General features: G+C 71.2%; 18 protein-coding genes. 10 read left to right on the top strand and 8 right to left on the bottom strand.

The window, feature by feature from the left end; genetic code table 11:
• Positions 1 to 33: 33 nt before the first annotated feature.
• Positions 34 to 933, bottom strand: a complete 900-nt coding sequence (locus tag IE307_RS09750) for a PhzF family phenazine biosynthesis protein (RefSeq protein ID WP_308436343.1) — start codon at positions 931 to 933, stop codon at positions 34 to 36.
• 55 nt (positions 934 to 988) lie between these two features.
• Here IE307_RS09750 and IE307_RS09745 point away from each other — a divergent pair, with 55 nt between their 5' ends.
• The gene (locus IE307_RS09745) at positions 989 to 2,230 is read left to right on the top strand and encodes an extracellular catalytic domain type 2 short-chain-length polyhydroxyalkanoate depolymerase (protein WP_191297511.1); all 1,242 of its coding nucleotides are present in this window, start codon (positions 989 to 991) and stop codon (positions 2,228 to 2,230) included.
• Here the strand turns inward: IE307_RS09745 and IE307_RS09740 are convergent.
• Entirely contained in the window at positions 2,212 to 2,739 is a 528-nt protein-coding gene (locus IE307_RS09740) for a TetR/AcrR family transcriptional regulator (RefSeq protein ID WP_229904559.1), read from the bottom strand. The two genes, IE307_RS09745 and IE307_RS09740, sit on opposite strands and share 19 nt — an antisense overlap.
• A 124-nt stretch (positions 2,740 to 2,863) precedes the next feature.
• Between IE307_RS09740 and IE307_RS09735 the strand changes: the two genes are divergently transcribed.
• From IE307_RS09735 to IE307_RS09710, 6 genes are all read left to right on the top strand, one after another.
• Positions 2,864 to 4,078 carry an amidohydrolase family protein gene (locus IE307_RS09735; RefSeq protein WP_229904577.1) on the top strand — a complete coding sequence of 405 codons (1,215 nt, stop codon included), beginning with the start codon at positions 2,864 to 2,866 and terminating at the stop codon, positions 4,076 to 4,078.
• Entirely contained in the window at positions 4,075 to 4,944 is an 870-nt protein-coding gene (locus IE307_RS09730) for an alpha/beta hydrolase (RefSeq protein WP_191297508.1), read from the top strand. The genes IE307_RS09735 and IE307_RS09730 overlap by 4 nt, the downstream gene beginning before the upstream one ends.
• A gap of 78 nt (positions 4,945 to 5,022) precedes the next feature.
• Positions 5,023 to 6,258, top strand: a complete 1,236-nt coding sequence (locus IE307_RS09725; protein WP_191297507.1) for an MFS transporter — start codon at positions 5,023 to 5,025, stop codon at positions 6,256 to 6,258.
• The gene (locus IE307_RS09720; protein WP_191297506.1) at positions 6,255 to 6,947 is read left to right on the top strand and encodes a GntR family transcriptional regulator; all 693 of its coding nucleotides are present in this window, start codon (positions 6,255 to 6,257) and stop codon (positions 6,945 to 6,947) included. Before IE307_RS09725 ends, IE307_RS09720 begins: the two co-directional genes overlap by 4 nt.
• Positions 6,948 to 7,072: 125 nt before the next feature.
• On the top strand, positions 7,073 to 7,627 hold the full coding sequence (locus tag IE307_RS09715) for an RNA polymerase sigma factor (protein ID WP_191297505.1): 555 nt from the start codon (positions 7,073 to 7,075) through the stop codon (positions 7,625 to 7,627).
• A gap of 11 nt (positions 7,628 to 7,638) precedes the next feature.
• Positions 7,639 to 8,673, top strand: coding sequence for a hypothetical protein (locus IE307_RS09710; RefSeq protein ID WP_229904558.1), 1,035 nt, complete (start codon positions 7,639 to 7,641; stop codon positions 8,671 to 8,673).
• Positions 8,674 to 8,705: 32 nt separating this feature from the next.
• Here the strand turns inward: IE307_RS09710 and IE307_RS09705 are convergent, their stop codons facing one another.
• The gene (locus IE307_RS09705; RefSeq protein WP_191297504.1) at positions 8,706 to 9,545 is read right to left on the bottom strand and encodes a helix-turn-helix transcriptional regulator; all 840 of its coding nucleotides are present in this window, start codon (positions 9,543 to 9,545) and stop codon (positions 8,706 to 8,708) included.
• Positions 9,546 to 9,630: 85 nt separating this feature from the next.
• On the opposite strand from IE307_RS09705, the gene IE307_RS09700 reads away from it, so the two are divergent.
• Positions 9,631 to 10,401 (top strand): SDR family NAD(P)-dependent oxidoreductase, encoded by a 771-nt coding sequence (locus IE307_RS09700; RefSeq protein WP_191297503.1) that lies wholly within the window; start codon positions 9,631 to 9,633, stop codon positions 10,399 to 10,401.
• A gap of 40 nt (positions 10,402 to 10,441) precedes the next feature.
• Positions 10,442 to 11,428: a hypothetical protein gene (locus IE307_RS09695; protein ID WP_191297502.1), complete on the top strand. Its 987-nt coding sequence runs from the start codon at positions 10,442 to 10,444 to the stop codon at positions 11,426 to 11,428.
• Here the strand turns inward: IE307_RS09695 and IE307_RS09690 are convergent.
• The 3 genes from IE307_RS09690 to IE307_RS09680 all read right to left on the bottom strand — a co-directional run bounded on the left by IE307_RS09690 (position 11,412) and on the right by IE307_RS09680 (position 15,597).
• Positions 11,412 to 12,029: a TetR/AcrR family transcriptional regulator gene (locus IE307_RS09690; RefSeq protein ID WP_191297501.1), complete on the bottom strand. Its 618-nt coding sequence runs from the start codon at positions 12,027 to 12,029 to the stop codon at positions 11,412 to 11,414. The two genes, IE307_RS09695 and IE307_RS09690, sit on opposite strands and share 17 nt — an antisense overlap.
• Positions 12,030 to 12,056: 27 nt before the next feature.
• A complete protein-coding gene (locus tag IE307_RS09685; protein WP_191297500.1) occupies positions 12,057 to 12,500 on the bottom strand; it encodes a nuclear transport factor 2 family protein in 444 nt (147 codons plus the stop codon).
• 70 nt (positions 12,501 to 12,570) lie between these two features.
• Positions 12,571 to 15,597: a protein kinase domain-containing protein gene (locus IE307_RS09680; protein WP_191297499.1), complete on the bottom strand. Its 3,027-nt coding sequence runs from the start codon at positions 15,595 to 15,597 to the stop codon at positions 12,571 to 12,573.
• A gap of 255 nt (positions 15,598 to 15,852) precedes the next feature.
• On the opposite strand from IE307_RS09680, the gene IE307_RS09675 reads away from it, so the two are divergent.
• Complete coding sequence (locus IE307_RS09675; protein ID WP_191297498.1) at positions 15,853 to 16,542, top strand: DUF998 domain-containing protein; 690 nt, start codon at positions 15,853 to 15,855, stop codon at positions 16,540 to 16,542.
• On the opposite strand, the gene IE307_RS09670 is transcribed toward IE307_RS09675, so the two are convergent.
• Positions 16,513 to 17,640: a sensor histidine kinase gene (locus IE307_RS09670; RefSeq protein WP_191297497.1), complete on the bottom strand. Its 1,128-nt coding sequence runs from the start codon at positions 17,638 to 17,640 to the stop codon at positions 16,513 to 16,515. The two genes, IE307_RS09675 and IE307_RS09670, sit on opposite strands and share 30 nt — an antisense overlap.
• Before the next feature lie 25 nt (positions 17,641 to 17,665).
• Positions 17,666 to 19,177, bottom strand: a complete 1,512-nt coding sequence (locus tag IE307_RS09665; protein WP_191297496.1) for a multicopper oxidase family protein — start codon at positions 19,175 to 19,177, stop codon at positions 17,666 to 17,668.
• Positions 19,178 to 19,241: the final 64 nt, after the last annotated feature.

Below are 19,241 nucleotides of genomic sequence, written 5' to 3'. Positions count from 1 at the left end.
GTGAGCAGTGGGTACGCGCTCCTCAGAGGACGATCAGAGGGTCACCCATCCGGTGATGCCCGCCACTGTGCTCCCGCCGACCCAGATCTCCCCGTCCGCCTGGGAGAGGTGGATTCGCCCTCGTCTGCCGAGCGCGGTGCCCTGGGCCGCGACGTACTGCTCCCGGGCGATTCCGGCGGGGATCAGCCACTGGGCGATCGCGGCGTTGAGGCTGCCCGTCACGGGGTCCTCCTCGTACCGGCTGCCCTCGAACACGAAGGCGCGCACCTCGAAGGCGGCGTCACCGCCTTCCGGGTGCGGCCCGACCGCACCGATTCCGGTGAACTCGCCGAACCGCTGGTAGTCGGGCCGCAGGGCCAGCACGGCCTCGGCGGAACGCAGCAGCACCGCCGCCCAGCCCGGTCCGTTGTCGGCCCACTGCGTGCCCACGATCTCGTCCGGCGCGATCCCCAGCGCCGCCGCCAGGGCCTCCGGGTTCCCGACCGGGCCACCGCGCAGCAGGGGAGGGGCGGCGAACGCGAGCCGCGAGCCGTCCCGGCGCACCTCCACCAGTCCGGCGCCGCACTCCTGGGCCAGCCGGTCCGGGTCGCGCGGGGTGCCTCCGGCGGTCAGCCACGCGTGGGCGGACCCGAGCGTCGGGTGGCCCGCGAACGGAAGCTCGCGGCTGACCGTGAAGATCCGCACCCGGTAGTCGGCGGCGGGGTCGGACGGCGGGAGGAGGAATGTCGTCTCGGCGAGGTTCGTCCAGTTCGCGAACGCCGCCATCTGCTCCGTGGTGAGGCCTTCCGCGTCGTGCACGACCGCGAGCGCGTTGCCCTTCATGAACTCGTCGGTGAAAACGTCGACCTGGCTGAACGTCCGCATGGTGTCAATGGTGCCGTCCGACGTCTGGTCACCGCACGAGATGGCGGCGTCACACGTGGTGCGGGCCATTTACCGGCTTTTACCGTTGATCGCACGTCCTGCCTGCAATGACGGAGGCGAACACATGCGATTGAGGAACGTGCTCCTGGCGCTCGCGGCGGCCAGTGGCCTGGCCGCGGCTTCCCTGTCGATCTCGCTGGCGGCGGTCCCGCCACCGCAGTCTGGCCCGCTCACCAAGTACAACGTCACCGGCACCTACGTCAGCGGGTTGTCGTCCGGTGGCTTCATGGCGAACCAGCTCCACGTCGCGTACTCGGGCCTGTTCCAGGGCGCGGGCATCTTCTCCGCCGGCGCCTACGACTGCGCGCAGAACAACCTGAACACCGCCCTGCTCGCGTGCATGGACACGATCCAGGCCCGCAAGACCCCCGCCGAACTGGAACAGCTGACCCGCACGCGTGCGGCGGCGGGCACCGTCGACCCGCCGGCGAACCTGTCCGGTGACCCGGTGTGGCTCTTCCACGGCACCGCCGACGACACGGTCGACCGCGTGGTCAACGACGACCTCGCCACCTACTACCGCGACTTCGGCGCCAGGGTCGTCTACAACAACAGCAGTGCCGCCGGGCACGCGTGGGTCAGCCCGATCGGCCCAAACGCCTGCGGAGCCACGTCGTCGCCGTACGTCAACAAGTGCGGTACGGCCGACCCGGTGCGCGAGATGCTGGGACACCTGTTCGGTCAGGTGAACCCGGCCGCCTCCACGTTGTCCGGCAAGCTCGTCCAGTTCGACCAGAACACCTACGCGCCCGGCGGCAACGCGACGTCGATCAGCATGGGACGCGAGGGTTTCGCGTACGTGCCCAGGGTGTGCGAGACCGGGCCGTGCAAGCTGATGGTGACGTTGCACGGGTGCTACCAGTACTTCGGCCTGGTCGGCAACGCGTTGATGGACAAGGCCTACCTCAACGAGTACGCCGACACCAACAACATGATCGTGCTCTACCCGCAGGCCACCACGATGACCGGAAACCCGCGCGGCTGCTGGGACTGGTGGGGCTACCAGGCGCCGCAGTACGCGCTCAAGACCGGCCCGCAGATGGCCGCCGTGGTGAACATGGTGAAGGCGCTGAGCAACGGTGGCCCCACGACCACGACCACGACGACGACCACCACGACGACCACGACCACGCCGCCTCCTGCGTGCGTGACCGCCAGCAACTACGCCCACACCGTCGCCGGACGGGCTTACGCCAACCTCGGCCAGACCTACGCGCTGGGCTCCAACCAGGCGCTCGGTCTGTGGAACACCTTCACCACCAGCACCCTCAAGCAGACCGCGCCGAACTACTGGGTGAGGTGCTGAGAGGGCGGGGAACCGAGCTGCAGGACGAGCCGGAGCGCGGGTTCTGCGTGGAAGCCGGGGGTCAGCACCTGCTGCAGCAGCAGCCCCCGGAGCGCGGCGATCGTGACCGTGACGCGCAGAGCCGCCTCCTGCTCGGAAGCGCCATCACGCCGCGCCACCTCCGTCAGCAGCGACCCCAGGTCGTCCAGGGACGCGGTGAAGTCCTCGAACGCCTCCGGCTCCTGAGCCGCGATCCCGGCCACGAGGAAGAAACCCCGCACCCGCGCGATCCGCCCCGGATCCGTGTAGAGCTCCCAGACCCTCTCGACGAGCTCCGCGAAACCGGCGGTGGCGGACTCCCTGGTCAGGGTGTCGTTGTCCTGCGCGCGCTGGGCCACGAGCATCGCCGCCAGCACGCCCTCGTGCGATCCGAAGTGGTAGCGCAGCAACGCGTGACTCGTCCCGGCCCGCGCCGCGATCTCGCGCAGGGACGTGCTCCGGGGCGGCAGCTCCTCGCCGAAGGAGCTCATCAATCGCGCGAGCAATCTGTCGCGAGCTGTTGACTTGAGCATCTCAGTAGTTTTCCATTGGATAAATCGGCCGGGTGGTCGGGTCAGCGCTCGAGGGTAGTCAGCGGGAGTCTCCTTGACGGACGTGTGGTTTGCCGGCGGGCTGGTCGCGGATGGTTCCGGCGGCGAGCCGTCGGCGGTCGACGTCCGCGTGACGGACGACGTCATCACGGCGATCGGCAGCGCTCCGGCGGGCGCGAGGACCGTGGACCTGGACGGCAGGCTCCTGACGCCGGGCCTCATCGACGCCCACGTGCACCTGGGCCTCTCCAGCCCGATCAGGGCCCAGTTCGGCTTCCAGCTGTCGGTGGCCGAGATCGCCGCCGACATCTTCGCGACCGCGGGCCACGCCCTGGACGCGGGCTTCACGACGGTGCGCGACGTGGGCGGCGTCGACGGCGGCGTCGTGGACGTGATCGCGAAGGGCAAGGTCCGCGGGCCCCGCGTGCTGAGCTGCGGCCCCGTCCAGTGCCAGACCGGCGGGCACGGCTACTACGGAGCCGAGTGGGAGCCGACCGAACTGTGGCCCGAGCACCACGTGCCCGGGCTCTGCGCCCTGTCCCTCATGTCCGGCAACGCCGACGAGCTGCGGCGCAACGTCCGCGAGTCGTTCCGCCGGGGCGCGACCTTCCTCAAGCTGTGCGTCACCGGCGGTGTGGTCGGGCGGCACGACAACCTGTCCGACACCCAGTTCACGGTCGAGGAGATCGCCGTCGCCGTGGAGGAAGCAGCGGCGCGCGGCACCTACGTGACGGTGCACGCGCACAACAACGCGGGCATCCGCAACGCCGTGCGGGCCGGAGCCCGGTGCGTGGAGCACGGCACCGACATCGACGAGCCGACCGCGGCCCTGATGCGCGAGCACGACGTCGCGCTGGTGCCCACGTTCGCCGTGGTCGACCAGATCCTGGGCGGCGAGAGCATGGACCTGGACCCGGCGACGAAGGATCGCGTCGCCGGGGTCCGCGACCGGATGGCGTCCGCGCTGAGGACCGCCCGCGCGGCGGGCCTGCGGATCGGCCTGGGCTCGGACCTCATCGGACCCCACCAGCGGCGCAGGGGAGAGGAACTCCGCCTGCGCTCCGAGCTGGAGTCGCCCATGCAGGCCCTGGTGGCCGCGACCCGCGTCAACGCGGACATCCTCGGCCTCGGCGAGACCGTGGGCCAGATCCGGGCCGGCATGCGGGCCGACCTGGTCGCCTGGCAGAGCAACCCCCTGAAGGACGCCAAGGCGTTCGCCGACCCCCAGATGGCCGCCCTCGTGGTCAAGGGCGGTCTTACCGTGAAGGACATTCGATGAGCACCATGTTGCACGGCTGCCTGCCGGACACCGAGTACCTGGAGGTCACGGCGCGGTCCGGGCATCGTTACGGCGTCTGGGTCACCACGCCTCCCGGTTACGCCGAGTCGAGCGAGTCGATGCCGCTGATCTACGTGTTGGACGGCAACTGGACCGTGGGGTTCACGGCGCCGCTCGTCGTGACGCAGGCGGACCCGTACCTGTCCGTCGCGCCGTACGTCCAGGTGAGCGTCGGTTACGCGGGCGCGGAGGCGGCGAACTGGTCAGAGCTGCGCAACCGCGATCTCGTGCCACCGGGGGAACCGGTGAGCGACGAGGTGAAGGCGGCCCTGGCGACGGCCCGCGACGCGGGCACCCTCACCCAGGAGCACATGGACGCCTTCCTCGCGGAGCTCGCGGACAGCCACGCGGACGTGTTCCTCGACTTCCTCACGAACGAGCTGCACCCCTTGCTGCGGGAGCGTTTCCGCGTGAGCGACACGGGTCACGGCCTCTTCGGCTACTCCTACGGCGGTCTGTTCGCCCTCTACGCGTGGCTCCGCGAAACGTCCCTGTTCGCCACGATCGGTGCCGGCAGCCCCGGCGTCACGGGTCCCGCCAGTCAGGTCTTCGAGTTGTTGCGCGCGTTCCCGGAACACGCCGAGGACTCGGCCGCTCCGCTGCTGCACATCACCCTGAACGAAGCCGAGACGCTGGGCGAGATCGCCGTCTACCGCGCACTCGCGCGCAACGTGCTGGCGGTGGTCGAGGAGCTGCACGCCAAGGGGTGGGCGCCGAACGTGTCCCGCGCGATGCTCCAGGGAACGCACGTCACGGGCGTGCAGGCGTCCTTCCTCAGCTACCTCAAGGCCTGCCACACGCGGTGAGTCCTCCTCGGCCGGCACGACGCTCGCGCATCTGACCGCGAACGGCCAGACTTCCTTCGACGCGAAGGGGGTGCGGCGGTGCGGCCTGACCGGGAGCGGCTCGCGCACGACTGGTGGCTCCTGCTGGTGGCACAGGCGATCAGCACCACCGGCACCCAGATCACGGTGGTGCTCCTGCCCGCCGTCGCGATCCTGGCCTTCGGGGCCGGCATCGGCTCGGCGACCCTGCTGCTCGTGGCGGAGTTCCTGCCGGCGGCGCTGCTGGGCCCGTTCGGAGGAGTGCTCATCGACCGCGCGCGGCTGCGTTCCGTGCTCGTGTCCATGGACTTCGTCCGCGCGTGCGCGCTCCTCGCCGCGGCCGCGGCGATCGCGTCGGGTCTGCAGTCGATCTGGGTCCTGTACGTCCTCGCGGCCGTGCTCGGCGTCGCGTCGGCGGTGTTCGACTCCGCCGCGGAGACCGCGATCCCCGCACTGGTGCCCGCGCCGCGCCTCGAGAAGGCCAACGCCACCCGCTCCGGCCTGCTCAACCTGGTCCGCATCGCGGGACCCGGGTTGGGCGGCCTGGTCGTCGCCGTGGTGGCCGCCCCACTCGCGCTCCTGCTCAACGCCGCCGCCTTCGTGGTCTCGGCCGCCGTCATCGCCGCCGCGAAGGCGCCCGCGTTGCGCACCCGCGCACAGGGCGAGGCGGGCAAGCCCGTGCACCACCAGCTCCGCGACGCCCTGCGTTGCCTGCGCGAGGACCTGGTGCTCCGCCGCAGCCTCCTCGGCACCGCGACCCTGAACCTCGCCGGCAGCGGGATCGGCGCACTCTTCTTCGTCTACGCCTACCAGCAACTCCTGCTGCGGCCCGGTCAGGTCGGCGTGACCATGTCCGCGTTCAGCCTCGGCGCCGTGCTCGGCGCCGCGGGATCGGCGTGGGCGGCCCGCAGACTCGGCGCGGGGCTCGCGTGCGCGGTGTGCGCGTCGGTGGCGGCCGGCGCGCTGTTCCTGATCCCCGCCGCCTCGCTGGGCAGACCGTTCGAACTCCTGCTCACGTACCAGTTCGTCTTCGGCGCGGCGGCCACCGCGTGGGCCACGATCCTGCTCTCGTTGCGGCAACGGCGAACCAAGCCCGCGATGCTCGGCAGGGTGAGCGCCCTGGTGAACGCCGTGACGGTGGCGACCGTCCCGCTCGGCGCGGTCGCCGGCACGGTCCTGGCCGAGGTGGCCGGCCTGACACCGGCGATGCTGGTGCTCGCCCTCGTCGCCGCCGTCACGCCGTTGTTCTACTGGACCGGCGGCTTCCGCACCGCCGGGCGCGAGGTGATCGCGTGACGGGCGCCGACTGGCTCGCCTCCCTGGCCGCCGAGGACGTCGTGCTGGGCAGGGTGAGCACGGCGGAACGCGTGGCGGACTTCGTCAGGACGCGCGTCATGGAGGGCGACCTCCTGCCGGGCACCCGCCTGTCGGAGGAAGTGCTCCGCACGGCGCTCGGCGTCTCGCGCAACACTCTGCGGGAGGCGTTCAGACTCCTCACGCGCGAACGGCTTCTGGTGCACGAGCACAGCAGAGGCGTCTTCGTGCGCACACCGGGCGAGGCGGACGTCGTGGACCTCTACGCCGCGCGACGCGTGATCGAGAGCGGCGCCCTGAACGCGTGGCCCACAGCGCCGGAGGACAAACGGCAGAAGGTGCGCGACGCCGTGCGGTTCCAGAAGGAGTCCGCGGAGGCGGAGCGCTGGAACGACGTCGCCACCGGCAACATGAGGTTCCACCAGGCCATCACCGGCCTTGTAGGCAGCGCCCGCCTTGACGAGGAGGTGCAGCGGCTGCTCGCCGAGCTGCGCCTGATGTTCCTGCACATGGGCGACCCGCGCGAGTTCCACGAGAACTACGTGCTGCTCAACCGCGAGATCCTCGCGCTCGCCGACGACGGCGAGGTGGCCGCGGCCGGCGAGGCGCTGCGGAAGTACTTCGACGTGGCCGAACACCACCTGCTGACGCGGATGCGGTCACACGGCTAGCGAGCGCAGTAGCTGCTCCCACGTGCGTTGACCAGCGCGATCGGTTCGCGGAAGAGCAACCTGAACGCTTTCGGCGCGAGTTGACAACTACGGGGTGGAAAGGGAAGCAGAACCCGAGGAGCTCCATGTCGTCAGACGCTGAACTGATCGGCAGATCACTGCGCGGGGACACCGACGCCTTCGTGGAAGTGGTCAGCCGTCACGAGAGCGCGATCGGCGGCTACCTCGCGCGCAGGGTGGGGCGTCAGACCGCCGAGGACGTGCTCGGTGACGTGTGGGTGGCGGCGTACGCCTCCCGTGCGAGCTACGACAGGTCGTACCCCGGGGCCCGGCCCTGGCTGTACGGCGTCGCGCTGAACAGGCTGCGACAGCACTGGCGGTCCGAGCCGGCGGAGGACCCGGCACCGGACGTGGCGCGCATGGCGAGCGGATGGGATCCCTGGCCCGCGGTGGACACCCGCGTGGACGCGCAGGCATCGCTGCGCACGGCACTGGCACGGCTCAGACCGGAGGAGCGGGAGGTGCTGAGCCTGGTCGCCTGGGAGGACCTGACCGTCGCCGAGGCCGGACGGGTGCTCGACATCCCCGCCGGCACGGCCCGCCGCCTGTTGCACCAGGCGCGCAAGTCGCTGCGCGAGGCGCCCGAGGTGGCCGCGCTGCTGCAGGTACCGACAACGTGAAAGAACAACCCATGGATGAGATGGACCTGATGAAGAAGCTGCGTGACGTGCCTTCCCCCGGCCCCGAAGCCTACGACGACGCTCGCGCGGCGCTGCGGACGGCGATGGCGGAGCCGGTGGCCGCGGTCGTGCGCCCGAAGCGCTGGTTCTCCTGGCCGAAGGCCGGCGTCGCCGCACTGGGCGCCGCGGCCGTCGCGACGGCGGTGGTGATGGGCACGACGGGCGGCAGTGTTCCCCCGCCCGCCCCTCCCGCCGCGGCACCGCAGGCGGTCGAGTCCCCGCTCGTGAAGCTGGCCTCCGAGGTCAAGGCGGCGGCGGTGACCGGTGACTCGTCGCTGATCGTCCGCACGAACCTCGCACCGGACAAGTCCCAGTACATCTGGTACACCGTCTACACCGACAAGGGCCAGACCTTCCACGGCGACTCGCCGAAGACCCTCGCGCAGGCGGCCGCCAAGGGTTCCGACCTGTCCACGGACTACGACCGCAGGCTGATGGGGGCCGCCCGCCTCGCCGCGACCGGTGATCTGGAACAGGCCAGGAACGCGATGGTCAACGGCGCGGGCTGTTGCTGGGCGCTCGGGGGGAGCCCGGCCGAACAGGAGAAGTCCTGGGCGGAGGGGCAGGAGAAGAGGGCCGAGGTCTTCCGCATGAAGGGCATGGAGGTGCCTCCCGCCAAGCCGCGCCCGACGGGCAAGGAGCTCGAGGACGGCATCAACAACACCCTGTGGAGCAACACGACCTACGCGCTGTTCATCGGCGCCGCCAACCCCGACATCCGCGCGGGATCGCTGAAGCTGCTGTCGACGATCAAGGACGTGACCATCGACAGGGCCGACTTCGAGGGCAGGCCCGTGATGAAGCTCGCGGCGGGACCCGCGGTGAGCAAGGGCGAGGGGTCGCACGTGGTGACGGTCGACGCCGAGACCGCCCTGCCGATCCGCTCCGAGGTCGTTCCGCTCCAGGGCCCGCAGGACCCGCACTCGGTGGCGAACTACAAGTCGTCCCGCGTGAACCTGGCGGACATCGCGACGGGCAAGATCTGATCAACACTCCTAAGAGGACCCTCCCGGTCCTCTTAGGAGTTCGTGAACTTCTGCGCTCCCACCACGTTCAGCAGTGCGAGGGCCTCCGCGTCACGTGATCCGGGCGGCGCGCTGTAGAGCACGAGGTGCTGGTCGTGGTCCGTGAGCGCGAGCGAGTCGCAGTCGACGGTGATCTCGCCGACGAGCGGGTGCCGGAACGTCTTCGTCAGCGTCGGCGCCGCCTGCACGTCGTGCCGTTCCCAGAGCCGGGCGAAGTCGGCGCTGCCCTCCCGCAGTTCATCGACCAGGCCGGAGATCACCGGGTCGGACGGGTAGCGCGCGAGGGCGGCCCGCAGGTGCATGACGACGTGGTGCCGGAACTCGGCCACGTCCGACACCCCGTACATCGACCCCGCGGGCTCGAGGAACGCGCGGCGCGCGAGGTTGCGGTCCTGCGGGGCGAGTTCGCGGAAGTCCTCCATCAACGCCGCCGCGAGGTCGTTGCACGCCAGCACCTCGAAGGCCGCCGACGTCACGAAACCGGCGGTCTGCGGCAGCCGGTCGAGCAGCACGAGGATGCTCGGCCGGACGTCGCGCCGGTGCCGTCCCGTGCGGCTCGGCGCGGTGCCCGCGAGGACGTGCAGGTGGTCGGACTCGGCGTCGGTGAGCCGCAGCGCGCTCGCGATGCCGGCCAGGACCTCGGCCGACGGCCGCGGCGCCCGGCCCTGCTCGAGGCGGATGTAGTACTCGGTGGAGATGTGCGCGAGGACCGCCACCTCCTCGCGGCGCAGCCCGGACGTCCGGCGGCGCGGACCCGCGGGCAGGCCGACGTCCTCCGGCAGGAGCCGCTCGCGCCGGCTGCGGAGGAACGTGCCCAGCTGCTGCTTGTCCATACCCCGAGTATGCGCGGTGGGCGGCCGCTCATCCTGGTACAGCCTGTGCCTGCCTCAGGTCCGCGGCGAGATCGACGCTGGTGCCATGACGAACAACAACACCGGCCTCCTCGCCGGCAAGGTCGTGCTGGTCACCGGTGCGAGCCGCGGCATCGGCGAGGCCGCGGCCAGGCTCTTCGCCCAGGAGGGCGCGTCGGTCGTGCTCGCCGCCCGCAGCGCCGACGCCCTGGACCGCGTGGTCACCGAGATCCGCTCCGAGGGCGGCACCGCCGATGCCGTCACCGTCGACCTGGCCGACCGCGCCAGCATCCGCGCCGCCGTCGACAGGGTCGAGGAGCTGCACGGACGACTGGACGGCGCCTTCAACAACGGTGCCGTCGTGCAGCAGCCCGGCCCGCTGCACGAGACGAGCGAGGACGAGATCGACGAGCAGTTCCAGGTGAACTTCCGCGGCCACTGGACCGCCATGAACGCCGAAGCCGCTCTCATGCGCCGCGGCGGAGGCGGCGCGATCGTGAACACGTCGAGCATCGGCAGCCGCCGCGCCAACCCGGTGCTCCCCGCGTACGGCGCGATGAAGCGCGCGCTCAACAGCATCACCGAGAGCGCCGCCGTCACGTGGGGCCGGGAAGGCATCCGCGTCAACGGGATCACGCCCGGCGGCACCGCGACGGACATGATCGACCAGTGGGAGGCGGCGACCCCCGGCGTGACCGCGCACATCACCTCGACGAGCCCGTTGGGGCGCATGGCCGAACCGCGCGAGGTCGCGGAGGTGGCGGCCTGGCTGCTCAGCGACAGGGCGTCCATGGTGAACGGCGCGATCGTGCCGGTCGACGGCGGCGCGGGCGCCTGAAACGGCCCGGGCGGGTGCGGGCCGTGGCTACGATCCCGCCATGGTCCGCACCAGTCCGCCGCGTCCGGCCGACGTCGCCCGGCACCTGCCCGGCCTGGCACCGCTGGCCCGCACCGCGGTGCGGCTGCACCCCAGGCCGGGCGCGCCGTCCGCGGCGGACAGCTCGGTCGGGGGTCCGCTGCTGTGGCCCGCGGGGGAGCCGTGGCCGGCCTGCGAGAAGCACTCGGGCCCGTTGACGGGCGCCGGAATGCCGGAAGTGGTGGCGCGGCGGCGGATCCTGACGGAGGCGTGGGCCCGTCCGCGCGCTCAGGGCGTGAACCTCCTGACGCCGGAGGAGAAAGCGGTCGTCGACCGGGTGGACGAGGGCACGCTGATCGAGCACGACGGCCCGCTGCCGATGGTGCCGGTGGCGCAGCTGTACGCGCGGGACGTCCCCGGCCTGCCCTGCCCGGACGGAGCGGACCTGCTGCAGGTGCTGTGGTGCCCCTGGGACCACGAGGACGAGTGCTACGCGCCGAGCACCGTGCTGCGGTGGCGGGTAGCGGCGGAGGTGACCGGTCCGCTGGCCGAACCGCCGTCGCCCGCCGCGGTCGAGGAGCACTACGTGCCGCAGCCGTGCGTGGTGCACCCTGAGGAGGTCACGGAGTACCCGGCTCCGCACTGCCTGCCGGAGGAGCTTGCGGCGCAGGTGCACGAGTGGGAGGAACGGGAAGGGCAGCGGTACCAGTACGACCTGTCCGTGGCGGCCGGCTGGAAGACCGGCGGCCACGGGCCGTGGAGCTTCTCCGACCCGTGGCCCATGTCGTGCCCCGACTGCGGCGCGGACGTCGAACCGCTGCTCACCGTCGCCAGTTCCGAGTGGGACGGCGGCAGGAGCTGGCAGCCGCTCGAGGACGCCGGCGCCGCCGGTCCGCCGTACCCGGCCGCGCACGAGCCGACGATGGTGATGATCGGCCGCGGCTACAACCTCCAGCTCTACACGTGCACGGTGTCTCCCGCGCACCGGCACGTCACGAACATGCAGTGATCTGGCTGATCGACGCGAGGACGACCTGCTGCGCCGCGCGGACCGTGGCGGGCAGCGAGGCCGGGTCTCGGCTGACCCGGTCGATGCCCGCGCGCATCGCGCCCGACAGCAGTTCGACGGTCAGCCGCACGTCCTCCACGTCGCGGAACTCGCCGCGGGTGATGCCGTCGCGGACGACGTTCTCCACCTCGGCCACGAGCGCGGTGAACGGGTTCTCCGGCCCTTCCGGCAGGTCGGCGACCAGCGAACCGGCGTTCGGCAGGAACATGAGCCTCAAGGCGTGGTTCGTGGACGCCGACAGGATCACCTCGACGATCTCCCGCATCCGGTCCGCGGCAGACTCCTGGGAACGCGCGGCGATCGCGCCCACCTGCTCGGCCAGCGGGCGGCTGGCCCGGCGGGCGAGCTCCAGGACCAGCGTGCGCTTGTCCTTGGCGTAGTTGTAGAGCGTGTTGCGCGCGAGTCCTGCCTGCGCCGCGATGTGGCCCATGGTGATCGAGTCGTAGTCGCGTTCGAGGAGCAGGTGCCGCAGCGCCTCGGTGAGGTCGGCCCACACCATCTCGTGGTGCTCCTCGATGGTGGCGGCGCGAATCCGCGGCATCTGGACGGTCTCCTCGGTCCTCGGCACCTACCCCGCGACGACGGCCGGCAGGCGCGGTGCGTTCTCCTGGTGGATCGCGGTCAGCTTGACACGCGTGAGCCGCCAGCCGTGCGGGGTGCGGACCGCCTCGTTGTCGTAGAAGCCGACCACCAGCCAGCACCCGGCGGCGGCCTCGTCCGGCAGCCAGTGCTCGGCGCGCACGTGGGCGTGGATCGTCGCGGTGTCCCCGCTGATGCGGACGACGTGGCCGGTGATGGCGTGGTGCGTCGCCTTGAACGGCCCGAAGCTGGTGCGGAGGACCTCGACGTAGTCGTCCAGCGGAACCGTCATCGGCGGCATGCCCGTCACGGACTCGAAGTCGAGTGTCAGTTCGTCGGTGAAGACCTCGCGCGGCAACGCGTCGAACTCCTTCAAGTCCGCGATGTCGGCGTAGTGGCTCATCAGTTCGACTAGCTCGGCGCGATCGTCCATGGTCGTTCTCCTCCGAGGTTTTACGACAACCTGTCGCAAACGATACGACAGGTTGTCGTGAACGACAACGTCAGAAGTTCGACGTGATCGCCGCCACGAGGTCGTCGGTGATCGTGCTGGGATCCGCGGCCTCGTACGCGCCGCCCGCCGTGGCCTCGGCGATCTTCCTGAGCTCCTCGCGACCCCTGGCGTCCGCGTCGGACCCGAAGCCGTAGGCGATCGTGAACACCCGGACCGGCTCGGCCTGGGCCGTGACCTCGATGCGGGCCAGCAACCGCGTGAGGTCGAGGCCGGTGTCCTTCTGGTTGCTGCCGTCGGAGAGCACGACGACGGCGTTGATGGCCTTCGCGTCCAGCTGCTGCCGCATGGTGGCGACGGCCTGGTCGACGGTGTCGAACAGGCCCGTCCTGCCTCCGGCCGGCAGTTCCCTGATCTTGGCCGCGACCTCCTGGCGCCGGACCTCGTCCAGCGGGCCGACGGCGTGCAGCTCGCAGTGGTCGTCGCGGCAGCCGGGGCCGGTGCCGGCGAAGCCCGCGACGGAGAAGTTCCACAGGCCGAGCCGGTCGGAGCCGGTGAACCCGCTGACGATCTCGTCGCGGTACTTCTTGATCAGCTCGAGCTTGGACGGGCAGTACCGGGTGACGGGGTCCCGCCGCGGCCACTCCGGGTCGCAGATCTGCTTCTCGACCAGCGTGTCGGTCACGCCGTCGGCCATCGAGCCGGACGTGTCGACGACGAGCAGGACGTTCGCGGGCTTGCGCACGGCGCTCCACGCGGTCAGCACCTTGCTCAGCGTCCGCGCGGACGGGGCCTTCACCTCCCTCACCGCGAAGTCCGGTGAGACGCCGTTGTCGTCGGTGGCGAGCGCGCCCGACCTGTGCGAGGGGTCGCGGAAACCCAGTTCCCCGAAGCGCTCCTGCACCTGCGCGGAACGCAGGTGGCGGAAGAAGTCCTCGGTCACGTCCCGCTTCGCCTTCGGCGTGTCCGGCCACAGGAGCTCGGTGTACGGGTGGTCGTGGAAGATCGTCCCTTCCTTCGGGTACATCGCGACCAGCTTGGTGCCGGGCGCGGACTCCCGGGGCCCTTCTGGCGACAGCGCACCGGTCGGGTAACCCTCGTTGTAGGCCAGCATGGAGCTCTCGTCGACGGTGAGCGCGGAAACGTAGGAGAGCGCTTGCCCGTGGCGTTCGGCGGTGCGCAGGTTGCGCAGGAAGTGCAGGGTCGTCTCGCCGTAGTGCACGATCGACTGCTCGATGCGCTGAACGGACTTCTGCGCGCCGACGTCGTCGACGTCGCCGTCGTCGAGCGGCCCGGACGAATCGGTGTCGGCGCGGAACGCGTGAAAGGCGCCGATGGTCGCGTTCAGACCCGAGGTCGAGTAGTTGGGGTTCGTCTTCCCGAGCCGGAAGGCGCCCCAGTCCTTGCCGTAGCGCCCCCACCCCCGCTCGTCGGTCGCGAGGTCCGCGAGCGTCGCCCAGCCGACCTCCCTGGTGCCCGGCCAGCCCAGCGCCTCCGCCATGGGCTTGGGCATGGCGATCACCAGCGGCGTCGTCACGACCGGCCCGCGGGCCTTCTCCGGCAACGCGGCGAGGGCGTTCGAGTTGGGCGCCGCGCGGTGGCGTGCGATGTCCAGCCATTCGCTGGACGCCGGGGACCAGACGTCGGGACGCGGGCCGTCCGACTCGGTCCAGCCGCGCGCCAGCGTGTTCGCGGCGGTGCCGGAGTTCAGCTCGGTGATCTGGACCCCCACGCAGCGCCCGTCGGCGGAACGGGTGCCGTAACCGCGGGCGAACTCCTCGAACAGCTCGCTCTTGTCGGCGGACACTCCCACGTGGACGGTCGTGTCCGGCGTCGTCGAGCACGTCGGCAGCGCCACCGGGGGCACGGTGCCGTCGCGGCTGGGAACGACGATCGGCACCACGGTGAACGCCAGCACCGCGACGACCGCCGCCAGCGCGGTCCACCGCGTCCTGACCTGGCGCCAGAACGGGACCGGGGCCTTCTCCTGCGCGCTCGTCATCGCCGCGCTGAGCTCCGCCGCCCGTTCGCGGACCTCTGCGGGCGCACCGCCGGAGAACGGCGCGCACACCTCGATGATCTCGCTCAGCGACGGGCGTGCTGCCGGGTCCTTGGCGAGACAACGCCGCAGCAGGCCGGTGAGAGCGCTGTCCCACCCCGCCAGCCCGCTCAGGTCCGGGTCCTCCTCCTCGATCCGGCGCGGGGTGCGGGCCGGGTCGTTGCCGAACGGGGGCGTGCCCGTCGCCGCGTGCACCAGCAGCGCCCCCAACGAGAACACGTCACTCGCGGGGGTGACCGCCTCGGTGCCGCGGGCCTGTTCCGGCGACATGAACGCGACGGTCCCGATGGCGCCGTGCCGCGTGAGGTCGGCGTCCTCCCGGTTCTTCGCGATGCCGAGGTCGATGATCCACAGGTCGTCGGCGCCCAGCAGCACGTTGGCGGGCTTGAGATCGCGGTGCACGAGCCCCTTGTCGTGGATCAGCCGGAGCTTCTCCGCGACCGAGACCGCCAGCCACGCCACCGCGGCGGGACGCCACGGACTGCTCCGGGAAACCAGCTCCTGCAGGGGCCTGCTGGGCAGGTACTCGGTCGCGAACCACGGCTGCTCCGCGTCGGTGTCGGAGTCGAGCAGCGTGGGGAACTCCCCGCCCGCCGCCTTGCCGACGTCCTCGACGGACCGGACCTCCCGCCGGAACCTCTCGCGGCTCACCGCGTCCTCGGCGATGTCGGCGCCCATCACCTTGACGACGACGAGCTGGCCGAGCCGTCCGCTCGCACCGAGGAAGACGTTGCCCGTCGCACCGGACCCCACCCTGCCGAGCAGGGTGTACTCGCCGATCGTGCGTGGATCGGAGGCCCGCAACGGGTCCAGCTCCAGCGCGTCGAGCAGCTCCTCCGCCCCGGGAGAGGGCCTCGGCAACACGAACCACAGACTCGTCAGGGCGACCAGGGCGCTGATGACGCTGCCCCACTTGTCGGCGCGCTCGAGTCCTTGCAGGGCGAGGAAGACGACCAGCGACACGGCGGCAACGGCGAACACGGCGCCGGCCACCACCCGGCGCTTCAGCAAGTCGCGCAAGAAGACCATCCCACCTGGGTCCTGGGCGGCGTTGACGCGATCTGCACGACTCCGCTGCGTTCGTTCGGTCCGAGCTGACCAGGGAGTACATCGCGTGGCCGCTTCCGCTGTGTTACAGCGCACACGTGGGGTGGAATGCGTGGTGCAGTCCACTGTGGAGGCGACTTCGGCGTGGCTCTGAGAAGATCGAACGATGAGTCTGCGGTTCGTCCTCGCCATGCCGGGTAGCGACAGCACCTCCGAGTTGTCGGCGGAATGAGCACCGGGACGCGGAGTTCGACCGTGGCCGGGCGGGTCCGGCTGGGCGCGGTGCTGTGGGTGCTGGTCGCGCAGTACTTCCTGATGCTGTTCGTGGTGCAGTCGCGGTGGGAGGTCCCGCACAGCTGGCTGCGCAACGCGATCAGCGACCTGGGCGCGGCCACCTGCTTCCGGTCGGCCGACGTCGACCGCTGGGTGTGCTCACCGTGGCACGTCGCCGCCGGGGTGTCCTGGACGGTCGCGGGGCTGTGCCTGGCGGCGGGCGCCCTGCTGGTCAGACCGTTGTTCCCGGACGTGCGGACGGCACGCGCCGGGCTCGCGCTGCTCGTGGTCACCGGTCTGGCGCTGGTCGTCGTCGGCCTGAACCCCGAGGACACCAGGGCCGCCCTGCACGTCGTGGGCGCGGTCGTCGCCATCCCGGTGGGCGAGGTGGCGATGTTGCTGACAGGCCTCGCGTTGGCGCGCACCGAGCGCTGGCGCCTCCTCGGCTGTGTCGGCGTCGTTGGCGCGGTCGTGGCGGCGGTGGCCCTCGTGCTGATGGTGGCCCAGGTCGGTGGTCCCGGCCTGTTCGGTTTGTGGGAACGCATCGCCGCGTTCCCGGTGCTGCTGTGGGCGGTCGTCTGCGGCCTGGTGTTGCCGGCGGGCAGGCGGCGTCGCCTACGCGAGTCCGGTCGCCTGAGCGCCTGAGGTGTGCACCCGCGCGGGCAGTTGGACGCGCAGCACCCAGCGGTCCAGTTCGGGCCGGGCGGTGAAGGTGCCGTCGACGGCGACCACCCGCTGGCGCAGGCCGGGCAGGCCGATGCCGGTGCTCGGCGCGGCCGGACGCGGGCCGATCGGGTTGTGGACCTCCAGCGTGACGCGGTCGCTGTCGACGGCGATCCGGACGACGGCCTCGCGGGGCTCGGCGTGCTTGGCGACGTTGGTCAGCGCCTCGCGGAGCACGTCCCGCAGGACGATGCGCTGCGTGGCCGACACGTGGCCGACGGCGCCGGTCACGTCGAGGTCGATGCTCATGCCGGCGTCGCGGTAGGTGGCGACGAGCCGGTCGACCTCGTCGTGCCGGAACGGCAGGGGCGCGCCGCCGCCCCGGTACATCAGCGCCAGCGCCTCGCGCAGCGCGTCCATGCCCGCGCGGCCGGTCTCCTCCGCGAGCCGCAGCGCCTCGACCGCCTCACCGGGGGAGGAGGTGAGGTTCATCCTCGCCCCGGAGAGGTGCAGCAGCACGACGGTGAAGCTGTGTCCGACGAGGTCGTGCAGGTCGCGGGCGATGCGCTGCCGTTCCGCCGCGAGCACGCCCTTCGCCAGTTCGGACTGCGTGCGTTCGAGCTGCCTGATCAGCGACTGCTGTTCGCCGACGAGCCTGCCGAGCACCCAGCCGAGCAGCAGGCCCGCCGACCACAGCCAGGCCCCCATGTGCTGGTACCAGGGGTTCGTGCCCAGTGCCCACACGAAGAACGGGGACACCAGGCACAGGACCATCGCGACGGTGTCGGCCCGACCCCGGCCACCGGCCGCGGCGATCGCCAGCGCGAGGATCACCACCATCGTCGCGGTCTGCGTCACGACCAGCGCGTCGCCGACGACGGTCGGGACCGTCACCCACGCGAGCAGCAGCCAGCCCGGCATCGTGCGCCAGAAGATCCGCACGATCAGCGCCGGGGTCATCACCGCCGCGAGGACCCAGCCCCAGCCGTCGGCGTAGGCGAAGTTGAGCACCTCGAACCCGGTCCCGAGTACGGCCGCGCGCAGGACGAAGGAGTCTCGGTCGCGCGGGATCAGGAACATCCGCCGATGCTAATGGCGTGACGGCTCAGCGGTGCTGGTGCCCGGTGACGTGCCCGACCTGTTCGCCCTCGCGCAGCACGACGAACTGGCCCATCATGCCCTCGTCCTCGTGCAGCATCAGGTGGCAGTGGTACATGTACGGCACGTCGGGGTCGGTGAAGTCGCTGAACTTCATGGCCAGCCGGTACTTCCTGTCCGGGTCCAGCTGCACGGTGTCCTTCCAGCCGCCCAGGTGCGGCGGCGGTTGCCGCCCGTCGACGTCGAGGACCTGGAACTGGACGTCGTGCACGTGGAAGTTGTGCATGTAACCGTTGGTGTTCACCACTTCCCAGACCTCGGTGCTGCCGACGCGGACGCCGAAGTCGATGCGGTTCATGTCCATCGTGGCGCCGTTGATGGTGCGGCTGTTCAGCTCGAACGACCGCGTCTGCGCGATCTCGGTGGAGGCCAGGTCCGGTGCGGTGCCCAGGTTCTGCGGGACCTCGGTCTCGTCGCGCAGGTCGCCGCCCGCGCGGAACCGCACGAGGTCGAGCCGGTCGGACGACCCGCCCAGCCGGTCGTTGAAGCCCGATCCCGAGGGGTACGACCGGAGGTCGACGGTCTCGCCCGGCGAGAACGCCACGACGACCTCGGCGCGTTCGCCGGAGGAGAGCTGCAGCCGGGTGGTCTCCCAGGGCTTCGGCAGCAGACCGCCGTCGGTGCCGATCAGCTGGAACGGCCGGTCGTCGGAGAAGCCGAAGTTGTACAGGCGGGCGTTGGAGGCGTTGAGCAGTCGCAACCTGACCAGGCGCGTGCTCACGTCCACGTACGGGCCGCGGGTGCCGTTGACGAGGATCTCGTCGCCGACGACGCCACCGGTGCTCATGAGCGGGACGGCCTCGTCGAACTGGTTGTCCCCGTCGAACGCGCGGTCCTGCACGATCATCGGCAGGTCGTCCACGCCGTACTCGCCGGGCAGGTCCAGGCCCGCGGTGCGCTCGTCGTCGAGCACGACCATGCCGGACACCCCGCGGTACACGTGGTTCGCGGTCTTGCCGTGCAGGTGCGGGTGGTACCACAGGGTCGCGGCCTGCTGGCTGACGGTCCACTTCGGACGCCAGGTCGCGCCGGGCTCCACGGTCTGGTGCGGCCCGCCGTCCATGTCGGCGGGCAGGTGCATGCCGTGCCAGTGCAGCGAGGTCGCCTCGCTCAGGCCGTTGCGGACGTTGAACGCGACCTTCTCGCCCTTCTTCGCACGGATCGTCGGGCCGAGGAACGACCCGTTCACGCCCCACGTCCTCGTGGCCGGGCCGTCGAGGAACCTGGTCTCGCCCGCCTGGATGCCGAGGTCGAACGTGCGGGTGCCGTCGGCGTCCGTTGTGGACGGTGCGAGCGGGGGGACCGCCATCTTCGCGGCGAAGTCGACGTCGCCGGCGGTGTCGAGCCGCGCCAGGTAGTAGAAGACGCCGAACGCGCCCGCGGCGACCAGTACCACCGCGGTGGTGCCGAGCGCGGTCCACCTCGCCCAGCGGCGCTTCGGCCGTTGTGCTGAATCCATGGCTGGAAGCTAGTGATCACGGCCGCCCGAGTCCTCGGAGCGAGGTCCCGTTCCTGGCTCCTAC

This window comes from Lentzea cavernae (assembly GCF_014653695.1).
Lineage (GTDB): Bacteria > Actinomycetota > Actinomycetes > Mycobacteriales > Pseudonocardiaceae > Lentzea > Lentzea cavernae.
Note: the sequence above shows the minus strand (reverse complement) of the source record. Positions and strands in the feature narration are given on the sequence as shown.

Excerpts from the sequence above, each read along its gene's own strand:
- IE307_RS09690 (WP_191297501.1), bottom strand. The coding sequence starts at position 12,029 with ATGCCGCGGATTCGCGCCGCCACCATCGAGGAGCACCACGAGATGGTG.
- IE307_RS09675 (WP_191297498.1), top strand. The coding sequence starts at position 15,853 with ATGAGCACCGGGACGCGGAGTTCGACCGTGGCCGGGCGGGTCCGGCTG.
- IE307_RS09745 (WP_191297511.1), top strand. The coding sequence starts at position 989 with ATGCGATTGAGGAACGTGCTCCTGGCGCTCGCGGCGGCCAGTGGCCTG.
- IE307_RS09740 (WP_229904559.1), bottom strand. The coding sequence starts at position 2,739 with ATGAGCTCCTTCGGCGAGGAGCTGCCGCCCCGGAGCACGTCCCTGCGC.
- IE307_RS09715 (WP_191297505.1), top strand. The coding sequence starts at position 7,073 with ATGTCGTCAGACGCTGAACTGATCGGCAGATCACTGCGCGGGGACACC.
- IE307_RS09700 (WP_191297503.1), top strand. The coding sequence starts at position 9,631 with ATGACGAACAACAACACCGGCCTCCTCGCCGGCAAGGTCGTGCTGGTC.
- IE307_RS09750 (WP_308436343.1), bottom strand. The coding sequence starts at position 933 with ATGGCCCGCACCACGTGTGACGCCGCCATCTCGTGCGGTGACCAGACG.
- IE307_RS09665 (WP_191297496.1), bottom strand. The coding sequence starts at position 19,177 with ATGGATTCAGCACAACGGCCGAAGCGCCGCTGGGCGAGGTGGACCGCG.
- IE307_RS09695 (WP_191297502.1), top strand. The coding sequence starts at position 10,442 with ATGGTCCGCACCAGTCCGCCGCGTCCGGCCGACGTCGCCCGGCACCTG.
- IE307_RS09730 (WP_191297508.1), top strand. The coding sequence starts at position 4,075 with ATGAGCACCATGTTGCACGGCTGCCTGCCGGACACCGAGTACCTGGAG.
- IE307_RS09670 (WP_191297497.1), bottom strand. The coding sequence starts at position 17,640 with ATGTTCCTGATCCCGCGCGACCGAGACTCCTTCGTCCTGCGCGCGGCC.
- IE307_RS09705 (WP_191297504.1), bottom strand. The coding sequence starts at position 9,545 with ATGGACAAGCAGCAGCTGGGCACGTTCCTCCGCAGCCGGCGCGAGCGG.
- IE307_RS09685 (WP_191297500.1), bottom strand. The coding sequence starts at position 12,500 with ATGGACGATCGCGCCGAGCTAGTCGAACTGATGAGCCACTACGCCGAC.
- IE307_RS09710 (WP_229904558.1), top strand. The coding sequence starts at position 7,639 with ATGGATGAGATGGACCTGATGAAGAAGCTGCGTGACGTGCCTTCCCCC.